General features: G+C 37.4%; 14 protein-coding genes and 2 pseudogenes. All 16 read left to right on the top strand.

The window, feature by feature from the left end:
• Positions 1-13 precede the first annotated feature (13 nt).
• Positions 14-1,237, top strand: coding sequence for a glycosyltransferase family 4 protein (locus CLOL250_RS06205; RefSeq protein WP_008401399.1), 1,224 nt, complete (start codon positions 14-16; stop codon positions 1,235-1,237).
• Positions 1,238-1,242: 5 nt separating this feature from the next.
• Positions 1,243-1,734 carry an acyltransferase gene (locus CLOL250_RS06210; RefSeq protein ID WP_008401400.1) on the top strand — a complete coding sequence of 164 codons (492 nt, stop codon included), beginning with the start codon at positions 1,243-1,245 and terminating at the stop codon, positions 1,732-1,734.
• A complete protein-coding gene (locus tag CLOL250_RS13310) occupies positions 1,731-2,720 on the top strand; it encodes a glycosyltransferase family 2 protein (RefSeq protein WP_008401401.1) in 990 nt (329 codons plus the stop codon). Before CLOL250_RS06210 ends, CLOL250_RS13310 begins: the two co-directional genes overlap by 4 nt.
• 12 nt (positions 2,721-2,732) lie before the next feature.
• The gene (locus tag CLOL250_RS06220; protein WP_008401402.1) at positions 2,733-3,821 is read left to right on the top strand and encodes a polysaccharide pyruvyl transferase family protein; all 1,089 of its coding nucleotides are present in this window, start codon (positions 2,733-2,735) and stop codon (positions 3,819-3,821) included.
• 31 nt (positions 3,822-3,852) lie between these two features.
• Complete coding sequence (locus CLOL250_RS06225) at positions 3,853-5,055, top strand: Coenzyme F420 hydrogenase/dehydrogenase, beta subunit C-terminal domain (RefSeq protein ID WP_044945277.1); 1,203 nt, start codon at positions 3,853-3,855, stop codon at positions 5,053-5,055.
• A 16-nt stretch (positions 5,056-5,071) separates the two neighbouring features.
• Positions 5,072-6,226: an EpsG family protein gene (locus tag CLOL250_RS06230; protein ID WP_008401404.1), complete on the top strand. Its 1,155-nt coding sequence runs from the start codon at positions 5,072-5,074 to the stop codon at positions 6,224-6,226.
• A gap of 12 nt (positions 6,227-6,238) precedes the next feature.
• Entirely contained in the window at positions 6,239-7,357 is a 1,119-nt protein-coding gene (locus tag CLOL250_RS06235; RefSeq protein ID WP_008401405.1) for a glycosyltransferase family 1 protein, read from the top strand.
• 25 nt (positions 7,358-7,382) lie between these two features.
• Positions 7,383-8,567, top strand: coding sequence for a polysaccharide pyruvyl transferase family protein (locus CLOL250_RS13315; RefSeq protein ID WP_008401406.1), 1,185 nt, complete (start codon positions 7,383-7,385; stop codon positions 8,565-8,567).
• A 99-nt stretch (positions 8,568-8,666) separates the two neighbouring features.
• Positions 8,667-10,187: an oligosaccharide flippase family protein gene (locus CLOL250_RS06245; RefSeq protein ID WP_008401407.1), complete on the top strand. Its 1,521-nt coding sequence runs from the start codon at positions 8,667-8,669 to the stop codon at positions 10,185-10,187.
• A 19-nt stretch (positions 10,188-10,206) separates the two neighbouring features.
• On the top strand, positions 10,207-11,250 hold the full coding sequence (locus CLOL250_RS06250; protein WP_008401408.1) for a Coenzyme F420 hydrogenase/dehydrogenase, beta subunit C-terminal domain: 1,044 nt from the start codon (positions 10,207-10,209) through the stop codon (positions 11,248-11,250).
• 33 nt (positions 11,251-11,283) lie between these two features.
• Positions 11,284-11,754 (top strand): annotated as a pseudogene (locus CLOL250_RS13905) (phosphoglucosamine mutase); the annotation flags it as partial.
• Positions 11,753-12,079 (top strand): annotated as a pseudogene (locus tag CLOL250_RS13910) (glutamine--fructose-6-phosphate transaminase (isomerizing)); the annotation flags it as partial. The pseudogenes CLOL250_RS13905 and CLOL250_RS13910, both read left to right, overlap by 2 nt.
• 19 nt (positions 12,080-12,098) lie before the next feature.
• A complete protein-coding gene (locus CLOL250_RS06265) occupies positions 12,099-12,299 on the top strand; it encodes a 4Fe-4S binding protein (RefSeq protein ID WP_008401413.1) in 201 nt (66 codons plus the stop codon).
• A 114-nt stretch (positions 12,300-12,413) separates the two neighbouring features.
• Positions 12,414-13,256, top strand: a complete 843-nt coding sequence (locus tag CLOL250_RS06270) for a DUF2971 domain-containing protein (protein WP_008401414.1) — start codon at positions 12,414-12,416, stop codon at positions 13,254-13,256.
• Positions 13,257-13,607: 351 nt separating this feature from the next.
• Entirely contained in the window at positions 13,608-15,446 is a 1,839-nt protein-coding gene (gene glmS, locus CLOL250_RS06275) for a glutamine--fructose-6-phosphate transaminase (isomerizing) (RefSeq protein WP_008401415.1), read from the top strand.
• A 206-nt stretch (positions 15,447-15,652) separates the two neighbouring features.
• Positions 15,653-16,129, top strand: a complete 477-nt coding sequence (locus CLOL250_RS06280) for a VanZ family protein (protein ID WP_044945283.1) — start codon at positions 15,653-15,655, stop codon at positions 16,127-16,129.
• The last annotated feature ends 12 nt before the right edge of the window (positions 16,130-16,141 follow it).

The following is a 16,141-nucleotide window of genomic DNA, read 5'->3' on the forward strand; positions in this document are numbered from 1 at the left end:
GAAGAGTGTAGACATGAAGGTTAAAAATATTATTGTTGTTTGTGATTTTGCAAATATAACTGGTGGTGCTGAGAGAGTAGCTGTTACAAGTGCTGTTTCACTTGCAGAAACAGACAGCAATGTTGTCATGTTTACAGGAAAAGGTTCGGTATGTGATGAGCTAAAAAATAGCAACGTACATGTTATATGCCTGAATCAAGAGGAAGCAATAAAAGACAGCAACAGGTTGCGTGGAATCATCAGAGGAATTTACAATCGTTCTGCACGGCAGGAGATGGAGAAGTTGTTAAAAGAGTATGATCCTAAAGATACGGTTATCCATATGCACGGCTGGTCAAAGGTACTGAGTTCATCCATTTTTATTCCAATTAAGAGGATGGGATTTAAAGTTCTTGTGACAATGCATGACTACTTTCTACAATGTCCAAACGGCTGTTGCTATGACTTTCAAAAGAAAGAGATATGTGAAAGAGAAGCACTGAGCGTTGATTGTGTGACGTGTAACTGTGACAAGAGAAGTTACATATATAAACTGTATAGAATTATCCGGCAGATTGGCATGCACAAGCTGGTTAAAGGAACAGACTTATATGTGGCATTTATCTCAAAATTCAATGAGAATGTTTCTGAGAAACGAATTCCTTTTCGCTATAAAAAGATGGTGATTACGAATCCAATCAATGTTGAACTGCGGTCAATTGTTCCTGCCAGCAAAAATAAAAAATATTTGTATATTGGCCGCTTGTCGTATGAGAAAGGCATAGATTTTTTCTGTGAGGGAATCACTAAAGCCGGAGTGAGTGGACTGGTAATTGGCTCTGGAGATAGACTGGATGATCTGAAAAAAAAATACCCCATGATAGAGTTTGTTGGATGGAAACAACAGGCGGAAATGAAGGAGTATATCCTTCAGGCACGTGCACTTGTTTTCCCATCGGTATGGTATGAAGGTGCTCCGTTAACTATCCCGGAGGTAATGGGAGGATATTGTCTGCCGTGTATTGTTTCAGATTGCTCAGCCGGTAAAGATTACATTCAGCATGAATATAATGGACTGATTTATTCAGGGAAAAAAGTAAATGCTCTTTATAAGGCTATCTGTAGTATGGAAAGTGATGCGCTTGTAACCAAACTGCAGTCCAACATTGAAAAAGATTTTAATAGAGAAAAGTATTCTTCGGAACATCACGTTATAAAACTGATGGAGTGCTATGAACGAATGCTTAGTGAGGAGTAAGGGTCATGTTTTTTGTTCATAGAGTTTTAATAAATGCCAGACGGATAGTGATAACTGCATATTATCGTTTCGTATACAGAGATAGATTTGTATACGGACAGCATTTTAAATTCAGAGGTAATTTTAAACTGTATATTGAACCTACAGGTCGTGTTGAATTTGGCGATAATTGTTTTGTGAATAATTATTTTTCAGCGACGTCAATAAAGAAAATTAAGATTGGAAATGATTGCATTTTTGGCGAGGGTGTTAAGATATACGACCATAACCATAAGTACAGTGAGAAGAATGCTGGAATTTCGATTCATTCACAGGGATTCACAAGCAAGGAAGTTTCTATAGGAAATAACTGCTGGATAGCAAGTAATGTAACAATTCTTGCAGGAGTGCACATAGGTGATAATTGCGTGATCGGTGCAAACTGTTTGATTTATAAGGATGTACCAGCAGGATCTGTTATTAAACACAAGGAAGAATTAATGGGGGGGATACAATGAAACCTAAAGTTTCTATTATCATCCCTGTATATAAAGTGGAGAAATTCCTCACTAGATGTCTGGATTCTGTGCTAGGACAGACACTTAAGGAAATTGAGATTATACTCGTGGATGATGGATCGCCTGACAATTGCGGAAATATCTGCGATGAGTATGCTGCCAAGGATAAGCGAGTTATCGTAATCCACAAAAAGAATGCTGGGGTATCAGCAGCAAGAAATAGTGGACTTGAAGTGGCATCAGGTGAATTCGTAGGATTTGTGGATAGTGATGATTACGTTGCTGCTACGATGTTTGAGGATATGTATCGGCAAGCAGTCTTGGCTGATGCAGAGATGGCTATGTGCCAATTTGCAATTACTGATGGTGCGACTGATCAACTTGTACACAGGTCTTCGGGTGATGACTTCAATGTGCTGAAATTTGACAATAAGAAAGCATTTGAGCTCATAGCAGATTTTAGCCGACCAGTTCAAGTGACAGTGTGGAATAAACTTTTCAAACGGGAACTTATCCAGAATCTGCGTTTTGATACCAGTAAAAGAATGGCAGAGGATTTGGAATTTTTGATGCGCGCCTTATTTAAAAGCAGAACGGTTGTTTATGTACCGTATGCGCTCTATGCGTATTATGCGCAACGTGAGGGTGCGGCAACATTTCATGCTGATCACAGCATCGCATGGTATTTGGAACAGAACAGCAACATTACCTCCATTATGGATGAAACTGCACAGAATTGTGCCTCTATGAAAAATCTGGCTATAGGATATAAATGCGTAAATGGTGATCTTTCTATTGCAAATGCGATGGTTCGTGCAGGAAAACTGGATTCAGAGGCTGTGAAGCTCGTGAAGAAAGATTTAAAGAGTAATATACGGGAAATTATGACATCAGAACTTCATGCAGTAAAGAAAGTTCAGATGTTGCTGTTTATTGTTAGCCCAGCACTGTATATGAAGGTTATGAAGAAAAAGCTAGTTGGATAATAAGGAGAAAATATGTCAAAGGTTGCAGTAATAACTTTACATTATATTAGAAATTATGGCTCTGTGCTCCAGACCTATGCAACACAAAAAAAGCTGGAGTTGATGGGGCATAAGGTTGAGATTATTGACTATGTTAGACCGAATGCGGAAGAAGATGCTATGCTCAAAGATGGGCTTGAGAGCAAGCATTTTGGAAAAAATGTATTGAAGTCAGTAGCGTATGTCGCATTGAAAAAAATAGAAAATATAAAGAGAAATAAGGTCTGTGTGAATTTTTTAGCACAAAATGTATCACTGACAAGAAGATATAAGGACTATGATGATTTAAAAAAGAATCCACCGGTAGCCGATGTGTATTGCACTGGAAGCGATCAGACTTGGAATAGCGAATACAATGGTGGAATACTTCCAGCATACTATTTGGAATTTGCTCCTGATGGAAAAAAACGAGTTGGTTATGCGGTCAGCATTGGTATGAACTCAATTAAGGAAAATGAACGTGCCGAAATGAGTAATTATGTACACAAGTACAGCGCAATTTCGGTGCGTGAAAATAAAGCTAAAGAACTTTTGGAAGAACTTGGATATAAAAATGTTGAACACATCCTTGACCCGACGCTTGTGCTGAATAAAGAGGAGTGGAGTGACATGATTGCCCCTCGAATGATTCGGGAAAAATACATTATTATTTACCGTTTAAATCCAAATTCAGAGATGGAACAGTTCGCTAAAGAACTTTCTGAAAAAACGGGCTGTAGGATTGTTAGAATGAGCTATTATCTGAACCACTTAAAAGAACAGGGAAAAATGATCTACACACCGACAGTGAATCAATTTTTGTCGTTGATCAACTATGCTGATTATGTGATTACAGATTCGTTCCATTGTACAGCCTTCTCTTTAAATTTCAACAAAGAATTTTTCATTTTTTATCCTGGTAAATATAATTCCAGATTGCAGAGTGTGCTGGAACTTACGGGAACAGAACATCGTGTAATGAATAATAAGAAGAAATACGAACCAATTGATTTTGCAAAAGTCAATGATGTGCTTGAACGAGAAAGAGTAAAAGCAACAACATTTATCCAGAAGAATTTTTGAATGAGGATCAGAAAGGGGAGAAGTGAATCGGATGAATAACATAGAGCTTTTTCATGAAAAGAGAAATTGCTGCGGATGCGGTGCGTGTTACAGCATATGCCCGAAAAACGCAATAAAAATGACAGAAGATCAAGACGGATTTATTTATCCCCAGATTGATAGAGACAAGTGTGTGCAATGTGGTTTATGCAAGATAGTATGTAATTATCAAAAGAACCATGAGGCATTTAAACCGATTGTGGGATATGCTGCAACAAATACAAATCACGATCAGTTAATGAAATCATCTTCCGGAGGTGCATTCAGCGCATTTGCGACAGAAATGCTTCAGAATGGCGGTGTTGTATACGGCGCAGCCTATGAGATGAAAGATGGAAACTATACGCTGAGGCACATAAGAATTGATACGATTGAGGAACTTCCAAAAGTTCAGGGTTCCAAATATGTGCAGAGCTATATTTTTGATGTTTTGCCATGTATTAAAAAGGACCTTGAATCAGGCAAGAAAGTTCTTTTTTCTGGTACACCATGTCAGGTGGATGCTCTGAAGGGTTACTTAAAAAAGAAATATGACAATCTCATTACGGTTGATATAATCTGTCATGGTGTTCCTAGTCAGAAACTATTGAATGATTACATCCACACGCTTTCAGATAGCGTAGAGACTTTTGAATTTAGGGATAAGAAAAAAGGCTGGAAGGATTTTTATATCAAATATGGTATAAATAAAAAGTCAAGGCATATTCATTGTCGAGTTTCTTCATTTTACGAGTATTTTCTCCAGGGTGAGACTTATCGCGAGAATTGTTATAGCTGTAAATATGCGTCTGAAATGCGGTATAGCGATATTACTATCGGAGATTATTGGGGCATCGAACATGAACATCCGGAACTTTTTAGAGATAAAAAGTGGAAAGACAGAGTATATGATGGCATTTCTTGCGTTTTGGCTAATACAGAGAAAGGTATGGAGCTAATAGCAGATACAGCTTCGTTGGAATTAGTCGCATCCAACTATACACGAATTTCGGCAAATAATGGACAACTGAGAAAACCATCCCATTATAGCGAGGAACGAGAGAAAATTATGAAACTGTATCATGCGAAGGGGTATGATGCAGTCGATGAAGAATTTAAAAAGAGTCTTGGAATAAAAAGAGTGATGCTGACTTTAAAAGCATCAATTCCGATTGGACTAAAAAAGAAGCTGAAAGAGCTGGTGGAAAAAGGTTAAAGAGGAGAGAATAGCAATGGCAATATATTTTGTATTAGCTGTATTTATATATATATACGGAAACTTGTATCGAGCAAACAGTTCAAATAGACGCAGAAAAATATATCTGATTGTTACATTTGGTGTTTTGATTTTGGTGGCAAGTTTAAGAGATCCAAGTGTTGGAACGGATTTAGCGGGGCACTATGCAAAACGTTTTAATATGATTGGAGATTATAGCTGGTCGCAGATTCCTACATTTTCAACTACGATTGGCTACGAAATTGGATATTGCTATTTTACTAGATTCTTACATCTTTTTTCAAATGATGTACAGTTTTTCATTTTTGTGACTTCTTTTCTAATGTGCGCAGCATTTGGATATTTTATCTATAAGGAGTCAACGGATGTTATACTAAGTACGGAACTTATGCTGTTCAGCTGTTTTTATTATCGATTTATGACAATGATGAGGCAGGGATTGGCGATTTCAATCATATTGGTTGCCTATACATTGTTGAATAATAGCGAAAGAAGAATAAAAGATTATATAAAATTTGCATTGTTGATTTTGCTGGCATCAACCTTTCACAGCTCGGCTATTTTGTGTATACTGATGATTCTATTTGATCGGCTAAGGTTCACAAAGAAACAAATAATCATTGGTGTAGGAGTAATGGTAGTTTTTTACTTGTTTTATATGAATTTCTATACTGCTGCACTCAATTTCTTTGGAACAGGAAACAATTATGAACGATATTTGACAAGTGCTTCGGAAGGTGTTGGACATATAAATCTCCAGACGATTTATAATTTTATTCTTGCATTTGTACCATTTTTACTTGGCTATTATGTTTTGGTGTGGGAAAAGAAAACAGAAAATCATTTTTTGAAAGATGATGAAAGTATGTACTGCCTAGCGAAAAATGAAAGCTTTTTACTTTATATGGCTTTGATAGCGTCGACATTTAACTTATTGATTTTCCGCATGAATATTCTGAATAGATTTTCATTATACTTTACACCTTTTATTTTGATTCTTTGTCCTTATGCAATCAGCTCAATGAAGTTGAAATCCAATGTACCAATTGTTAGAGCGTTCATATATTTCATGTTCGGCTTTTACTTTGTTTGGCTGACGATAACTAAGGCAGCAGAATTCTATGGAGTAGTACCATATCAATTTATGTGAGAGTGCGAAAATATGAAAGATAAAAAAATACTTATTATGGTTAGCAGTTTTACTCAAAATAATGGAGTAACGAATAGTATCATGAATAATTACGATGAACTGATTAAAAGTTCAAAGTGTGTTGATTTTTTAGTGCTAAAAAATGTTGATACAGCTAACGAAAAAAAAGCTATTAGAAATGGAAGTAAATTGTATTTAATACCAAAAGCAGATTCTTATATTAGCAAAAAGAAGATGAAATTTTTGGATGAAATTATGGGGCAACGGTATGATGTTGTTCATGTAAATGTGCCGAATCATAATGGAGCGGCCGTTCTATTGTCTGCTTACAAAAACAAAGTTCCGGTTAGAGTGTATCATAGCCATGCTCAGAAGCTGGCAGATACTTACAAAAATAAAATCAAATCTTTTGTTTTTGATAATTTGTGTTCAACATTGTCTAATGCACATTTAGCTTGTTCTACAGCAGCAGGCAACGAAATCTTTGGAATAGGAAATTTTAAGATCCTCCCCAATGGAATCCATGCCGAAAAATATGTGTTCAACAAGGAGAATAGAAATCAAATTCGAGAATCTCTTGGGCTGGCAAATGCTGTTGTAGTTGGAGTAGTCGGACGATTGAGTTATTTAAAGAATCCGTTTTTTTCAGTAAGAGTATTTGCTGAATTCCAGAAATTAGTGCCTGATGCCAGGCTATTATGGCTAGGAGCGGGAGAACTGGATGAACCGGTTAGAGAGTTAGCAAAAGAGCTTGAGATAGCGGATAAATGCCTGTTTATGGGAAGTGTGGGTGATGTTGAAAAATGGTATTCTGCAATGGATATACTTCTTTTTCCTTCTAAAATGGAGGGATTAGGAATGGTTGCGGTTGAGGCACAGACGTCTGGATTATTTTGTTTTGCTTCAGATCGAGTTCCAGAAGACACAAAACTTACAGAAAATATCAGGTATTATTCTTTAAATGAAACTCCGCTTGAATGGGCACAAAGGATGATGAATGAAAAAGTAAATTGGGAAAAAACAAGAACATCACACTTGGATGAAATAAACGAAGCAGGTTATAACATTGATTCAAGCAAAATAACATTGGTTACTCTTTATGATGGTTTTTTGAATGCTGTTCATAGATAGTAAGTGAGAGGATTATTAAGGTCAGATGAAAAAAGTAGGTATAATTTCACTTTATTATAATAGTAAAAACTATGGTGGCTTATTGCAAGCCTATGCTTTGGATAAGTATATTAGTGAATTGGGATATGATAGTGAACTAATCTCTTATAAAAGAGAGAATATAAAGCCGTTATATCTGCCGCCGCAACAGACGAAAATGCAGAAACTGGTAAAAATGGGCATTGCTGAAGTTGTATGGCGCGTATATTCTAAGATAGTAACAAGATTCTTTGCAAAGCGGTATTCAGAATGCTTGAATTCGCGTACAGAAAAAGTATCGGAATTTAGAGAAAAATCTATTAGGCATTCTAAAGTTTATACAGAAGAAACAATTTCTGAGTGTAAAAAGGAATATGATATTTTTATAAGTGGAAGCGATCAGATCTGGAAACCAGGTGTGGTTGATGATGGATATGTATTCAATTTTTTAAATGCTAGAGATCATAAAATTGTTTTTTCATATGCATCAAGCGTATCGGTAAGCAACCTGCCGGATGTGTATATTCAATATATGAAAAAGGCATTAGCTAAATATTCTGCTGTTTCGTTAAGAGAAGAGGCAACGGTGGAGCAGTTTAAAAGGTGCATTTTTGATAACACAAAACATGTATTAGATCCGACACTTTTAGTAGACAGAGAAAGTTGGCATGAGTTAGCAGGAAAGCAGTGCATCAATGGAAAGTATATTTTTTGTTATATGCTTGGTGATGACCGAAATCAAAGAAAACAAATAAAAGAATTTGCTAAGAAAAAAGGATTAAAGCTTGTCACGCTTCCACACATTGTTAATAGCAGTGTTTTTCAGTTTAAGACACAGGATTGGCATTTTGGTGATGAACAGTTATATGATATTGGAATTCCAGAATTTCTTAGTCTTATCCAGCACGCAGAAATTGTTGTAACAGATTCATTCCATGCAGGTGTATTTTCCTATGTTTTTCATAAGGAGTTTTATTTGTTAGAGAGACCAACAAATAATCCTGAAGATTTGATGAACGTTAGAATATATGATTTAGTGAAACTGTACGGAACGCCGGATCGTGTCATTTCTATTAATGAAAATTTAGTGACCCAAACAGTTAATCCAATCGATTACTCGATTGTCGATAAAAATGTTCTTACTATGCAAAAATCTTCCAGAGAGTTTTTGAGTAGCGCATTGAAGAATTGATTGTATGTCGCTAAAATTATATTGGGGTTCAAACAGGATGAGGTTTGTGTAGTAAATGAGTCTAATAAATGAAAGGTTTAGAATAGAAAATTTTGAAAAATGAAAAATATGATTAATCAGCGAAAAGCCGGTGTTATACTATCATATGCTGGTGAATTAGTAAAAATATTAGTTAGTTTAATTTACACCCCTATTATGTTGCGCCTTTTGGGACAAAGCGAATACGGATTGTATCAGTTAGTGTATTCGGTGGTTTCTTACTTGAGTCTTTTAAGTTTGGGATTTGGAAGTTCCTACTTACGGTTTTATTCAAGGTATAAAGCACAGAAAGATGAAGATGGCGTTGCAAGGTTGAACGGAATGTTTATGCTTATTTTCTGTTCCATTTCTGTTATCTGTGTTTTATGTGGACTTGTAATGATAGGAAAAATTCGTGGCATTTTTGGTACGGGTCTTACAGAAAGCGAATATGCTACCGCTAAGGTTTTGATGGGACTGCTCATTATAAACCTTGCAATGACGTTTCCGAATTGTGTATTTAACTGCTCAATTACGGCGCACGAAAAGTTTCTGTTTCAAAAACTGCTGATACTTCTTCAGAATTTATTTAGTCCTTTTTTGACGTTGCCATTACTTATTATGGGGTACGGATCAATAGGCATGGTATCCGTAACAACATTTCTTACATTTGTGTTATTGATATCTAATATGTTCTATTGTTTTAGAAAATTACATATCAGATTCGCGTTTAGAGGACTTCAACTTAGTTTGCTTAAGGAAATGTGGGTGTTTACATTTTTCATCTTCCTGAATCAGATTATCGATCAAATTAATTGGAGCGTAGATAAATTTTTGTTAGGTAGATTTGCTGGTACGACAGCAGTTGCCGTATACGGAGTAGGCGGACAGATTAATACATTATATCTTCAGTTTTCTTCGTCCGTGTCAAATGTTTTTGTTCCAAAAGTTAATCGTATTGTTGCCGAGACAAATGATAATGATCAATTAACAAAACTTTTTACAAAGGTTGGACGAATTCAGTTTATGGTTTTAGGACTGATTTTGTCTGGATTTATATTTTTTGGAGTTCCCTTTGTAAAAATTTGGGCAGGGACGGAATACGGTGCTTCGTATGCTGTGGCACTGTTGCTTATTATTCCTGTTACAGTTCCCTTAATACAAAATCTTGGAATTGAGATTCAAAGAGCCAAGAATATGCATAAGGCAAGGGCAGTTGTCTATTTGGCAATTGCAATTGCCAACATATTTATCAGCATTCCGCTGATTAAACTTATGGGACCAGCTGGTGCTGCGCTTGGAACAGCTATTTCTCTTATTGCGGGTAATGCTATCTTCATGAATTGGTATTATCATGCCCGTATTGGAATGAATATGATTTATTTTTGGAAAGAAATTGCAAAGTTTATCCCTGCATTGATTGCACCTTGTGTAGTCGGATTTTTCATTATGAAATTTGCCAGTATTACGGGACTCGTTAAATTGGGAGTGTTTGCAATTATATATATGATCGTGTATGCACTTTCGATGTTTTTCTTAGGGGTGAATGCGGAAGAGAAACAGCTAGTTGTGGGACCAATTAGGAAAATTTTTAGGAAATGATTATAGAAGAGGAATGCGAATGAAGCCAGAAAAAGTATATGCTTGTTACAATATAAATAAAGATTTGAGATTGAACAGTTCTTCTGGGGCAGTTTTTTCCTCTCTGGCAGAGTATGTGCTTAATAAACAAGGCGTTGTGTATGGTGTCGCAATGTCTGAGGATTGCTATTCAGCAGAGTTTATTGCAGTTACAGATGAAGTGGGAATGGCAAGGCTACGTGGATCAAAATATCTTCAGGCAAAGATAGGAAATACGTTTAAGAGTGTTAAAAGGAATTTAATAGCTGGAAGACATGTACTATTTACCGGAACAGGCTGTCAAGTAAATGGATTAAAGAATTTTCTTGAAAGAGATTATGACAATCTTATATGTGTAGATGTAATTTGCCATGGTGCACCATCACCAGCTCTATGGAAGAAATACGCAGAATACCAGGAAAAGAAAAATGGTGGCAAGCTAAGGGATATTAATTTTCGTTGTAAGGATGACGGTTGGGTTGATTTTGGCATGAAAGAGATGCTTAAAAATATACCTCAGAGTGAAGAAAAGAAACTGTATATATCTAGAGATAAAGATCCTTATATGCAGATGTTTCTGAGAGATTACTGCCTGCGGCCATCCTGCTATGAGTGTGCGGCCAAGGAAGAAAGAAAGTCTGATTTAACAATTGCAGATTTTTGGGGAATCAAAGATGTTGCTCCTGAAATGAATGACGGGTTAGGAACATCTCTCGTATTAATTCGAACAAAAAAGGGACAAGAAATATTTAACTATATCAGTTGCGAAATGAAATTAAAAGAAGTGACATATGAAGCTGGTGTAAAAGGAAATCCAGCTGAATATAAGTCGTGTATAAGGCCATCACAAAGAGATACTTTTTTTGACGATATGTACACAATGAGTTTTGAAGAATTGGAAGAAAAATATGCAGCTCCGATTAAATATTCTTTAAAAACAAGAGTTAAAAGGAAGGTAAAGAAAATAATGAAAAGTATGCTTCGAGTGATCGGGGGGGCAGAGAGTAATTTAGAATACGGCTTACTCTTTGTGTTTCGTGTTTGATTGTAAGGAGAATAAAAAATGTCTAAATACTTTGGAACGGATATCCTGTACATCTATGGCTGCTATATGAAAGAACGCGGCAAACTGCTGAATAATACAGTTGTTACTACGGTCATGTCCAACTTTGGTCTGTACAAAGCATTTGATGAGTAGGGTATCGGTTACGCTAAGACCGCTGTGAGCGACAAATATGTCTATGAATACATGGTTAAAAACGGCTGCCGCATTGGTGGTGAGCAGAGCGGTCATATCATCTTCTCTAAGTATGTAACCACTGACGATGGTATCCTGACCAGTCTGAAGATGATGGAAGTGATGTTGGCGAAGAAGAAAACGATGAGTGAACTGGCGGTACCATTGAAAATCTATCCGCAGGTGTTGGAGAATGTTCTTGTGACCGATAAGAAAGCCGCACAGAATGCTCCTGCTGCACAGGAAGCGGTGCCCAAGGTTGCTGAAGCACTGAGCGATACTGGCCGTATTCTGGTGCGTGAGTCTGGCACAGGTCATGAAAGCAAAAGGTTGTCTGTCTAATCTGATTGAGAAAACAGCTGGCGGTAAGGCATTGAAAGGAACCTGTGGTATTAGACACACTCGCTGGGCAACACACGGGGAGCCAAGCCAGATTAATGCGTATCCGCATGTTTCTGGTAACTGTACTCGTTCTGGATCTGGTGCAGTGGAGTCCGAGGTAGTCGGTGTACATAACAGTATCGTCGAAAATTACACAAAACTGAAAGAAAAACTGCTGAAGCATGGTTACACTTTTTATAGCCAGACTGATACAGAAGTAGTTGTTAAGCTGGTTGATTACTATAATAAAAAATACAATCTTGGAGTGATTGGATATGGAAAGAGAAATACCGGTACTATATAAAAGAAAAGAAGAATGCTGTGGATGTACAGCCTGTTATGCTATTTGTCCGAAAGAAGCTATTTCAATGGTAGAGGATGAAGAGAAATTTGAGTATCCGCAGATTGATGAAAGCAAGTGTGTGCGGTGCTATCAATGCATTAAGGTATGTCCGATAAAAGCAGCACGATCATGATGGGTTACAGCTATCAGACATCTTCTATAACGCAGTGGGGGAATGTTCGGCGGCTTGATGTAGCGGTAGGAGTAGATGTGTCTTGCAATATTGAAAATACTGAGGTGATTGTGAATGAGCGAAACATATCTGGTTTATCATTATTGTACAGTTGAAACGTTTAAGAGTATTTTAAAGAGTAAAGTGCTTTGGCTGTGTGATTTAACAGATTCTAATGATGAGCAGGAAGTAATTAGAACTTTTGTTGTTCTTTGGGAAGGCGTCAAGAAAAGATTAAAGCAAACCGACATTCCAAAGGATGTTTTGGATAATGCTATTCAGCTGATTGATCAACAGTACAAGACAGAAATCCAAACTGGACCACCGTATGGAGTGTGTTTTTGCCAGAAAGAAGATATATCCTCTCAATGGACTGAGTATGGAGATCACACAAGAGGGTTGTCACTAGGATTTGATATAAATTGGTTTATTCATAATGACGGCATTAGGCAACAGAAACCGCATCCGAGCACTGTTCAATCAAATGCCATAGGGTGTGATACTGTTATATATCATTCAGAAGAATTTGAAGCACAAATGACAGATGTTTGCTATAGGGCATTGAAAGAACAGGGAACATCGGCATGGATAATGTGCATTCGTCCTACATTTAAACATTATTCAGGGTTTGTGAAAAACCCTACTTTTGAGTCTGAAGCAGAAATTCGAATTGTTTATTATCCAATTGAAGAAATTGAATTTGCGCAGAAAGGTGTTAGTGTTAGTGACTTAAAAACACATATAAAGAAGCATTATGAAATTCCATGGATAAAAGAATCGTCAAAAGCATTAAAGTCTGTGTGCATCGGTCATAACTGTGAATTATCTGAAGCAGATGTTAGAAAATTGCTTGTAGAAAATGAAATTGGAACGGACGTCCAAATAAAGCAATCGGAGTGTACATATAGAATACGATGAAATACGGATTTTGCTGCATGTGCACATTTTAAATGTTAGATGTTAGGCAAGAGAAAACTAAAATAAGGCAGATGACTGACAAGAGAGTATTAGCAGTCAGACACGTATTGGATCAGATAGATTTATAAATATTGTATTAGAAAAACAATAGAAGCTGACATTATTGAATGCAGTTAAGCCTATTAGCATGGTTTTGACAATTTTTTACTAGCACGTGAAAATATCGAATTCAAATTGAAGAGATTGAATATCATTTCAAAGAGTGATACAATCGCAGATAAATCTGACAATAATAATACATTCAGGTATTGATACAGATGATAAAAATAATGAGCAAGGGAGAATAAACAAATGTGTGGAATTGTTGGTTATGTAGGTAAGGAACAGGCAGCACCGATTCTTTTGGATGGTCTGTCAAAGTTAGAGTATAGGGGTTATGATTCAGCAGGTATTGCTGTCAGAGATAATGCCTCAGCGATAAAGATCGTTAAGGCAAAAGGACGTTTGAAAGGTCTGATTGAGAAGACAGATGCAGGACATGCTGTATTTGGCACTTGTGGTATCGGACATACCAGATGGGCAACGCACGGTGAACCATCAGAGACAAATGCACATCCTCATACAAGTGATGATGGAAATGTTGTAGGTGTACATAATGGAATTATCGAGAATTATCAGGAGCTGAAGGCGAAGCTTGTTAAGAATGGTTATTCTTTTTATTCTTCAACCGATACAGAAGTTGCTGTGAAGCTTGTGGATTACTATTACAAGAAATATGAACATACACCGGTAGATGCGATTAATCATGCGATGGTTCGTATTCGTGGTTCTTATGCACTTGCAATGATGTTTGAAGAGTATCCAAATGAAATCTATGTTGCAAGAAAAGACAGCCCGATGATTATTGGTATTGCTGATGGGAATTGCTATATCGCATCGGATGTTCCTGCTATTTTGAAATATACAAGAAATGTTTATTACATTGGAAATATGGAGCTTGGTCGTCTGGCTGACGGTAAGGCAACATTTTACAATCTGGATGGCGATGAGATCCCAAAAGATCTGGTTGAGATCAAATGGGATGCAGAAGCTGCCGAAAAGGGTGGCTATGAGCATTTCATGATGAAGGAGATTCATGAGCAGCCAAAGGCTATCTTGGATACGATGAATTCTAAGATCAAAGATGGCAGAATTGACCTGAGCGATATGGGCTTGAGTGAGGAAGATATTAAGAACATTTCACAGGTATTTATCGTAGCGTGTGGTTCTGCATATCATACAGGTGTTGTTACTCAGTATGTGATGGAAGATCTTGCAAGAATTCCTGTTCGCGTGGAGCTTGCATCGGAATTCCGTTATAGAAGACCTATTTTGAATAAAAATGATCTGGTTATCGTGGTTAGCCAGTCGGGTGAGACGGCAGATACACTTGCAGGACTTCGTCTTGCAAAAGAGCAGGAAGTGAAGACTCTTGGTATCGTGAATGTTGTAGGTTCATCGATTGCCCGTGAAGCAGATAATGTTTTCTATACTCTTGCCGGACCGGAGATTGCGGTTGCTACAACCAAGGCATACAGTGCACAGTTGATTGCGGGATATATGCTGTCGATAGAATTTGCAAGAGTTCGTGGTGAGATCACAGAAGAACAGTATACAGGATATATAACAGAGCTTCAGACGATTCCGGATAAGATCGGCAGAATTCTTGAAGATAAGGAGCGGATTCAGTGGTTTGCAGCCAAACAGGCGAATGCACAGGATATTTTCTTTGTAGGTCGTGGTATTGATTATGCGATTTGTCTGGAAGGCAGCCTTAAGTTAAAAGAGATCAGCTATATTCATTCTGAAGCATATGCTGCCGGTGAGTTGAAGCACGGAACGATCAGCCTGATTGAGGACGGCATTCTTGTAATCGGCGTGCTGACTCAGCCGGAACTCTATGAGAAAACGATTAGTAATATGGTAGAATGCAAGAGCCGCGGTGCATCCCTTATGGCACTTACAACCGTAGGCAATTATTCCATCGAGGACACAGCGGAATTCACTGTATATGTTCCGAAGACGGATGAGCATTTCGCTGCTAGTCTTGCAGTTGTGCCATTACAGTTGCTTGGTTATTATGTATCTGTTGCCAGAGGATTGGATGTTGATAAGCCAAGAAACCTTGCAAAGAGTGTGACGGTAGAGTAGAAAGTTCACCACTGACCGATATGTGGTATATAAATGGTCGGGGGTGAGAGTTTACCGCTGATCGATACGCGGTATATAAATGGTTGAGTTGAAAGTATAGTCCTTCGCTGTGAGGTGAGGGACTTTTTTCTTGATTTCAGATTAGGATGAAGTTTTTGCATTATGAGTATAAAATTTTAGATTTTGTTGGGAAAAGGGGGATGTTTATGCTGAAGAAATTGATTGGTAATAAAGCCAGAAAACCATTGATCATTTCACTTGTATTTGTCCTGATTACTTTATGTATATTATTCTACTTGACATTCCAGACACCGGATGATACGGTTGCCCTTTCGGAAAGAGTGGGGCATCTGCCTCTTGTGGAAAATTTCCTTAACTGGGTCAGTGCATTTGTGGATTGGTCAGTACGTCAATGGGCACATGTATTTGAATTCCTGATCATCGGCATCTGTGTTAGTATTTTTTATGCATTTGCAGCGAAGAATATTTGGACTATGTTGGTGTTGGCAGTATTAACTTGTATGTGTATATCGTTGTGTGATCAGTCCGTTCGGATATTCATTGTCGGGAGACATTTTGATTCCTTTGATCTGGTGTTGGATGCACTGGGATATGTGGGCGCTATCGTGGTTGTGAGCATATGCAGGGAAATGTATAGATTGGTGGTTAATAGAGATAAATGAGATTGAGCTGGA

Origin of the sequence: Clostridium sp. L2-50 (assembly GCF_000154245.1) — a bacterium.
Classification (GTDB): Bacteria; Bacillota; Clostridia; order Lachnospirales; family Lachnospiraceae; genus Coprococcus.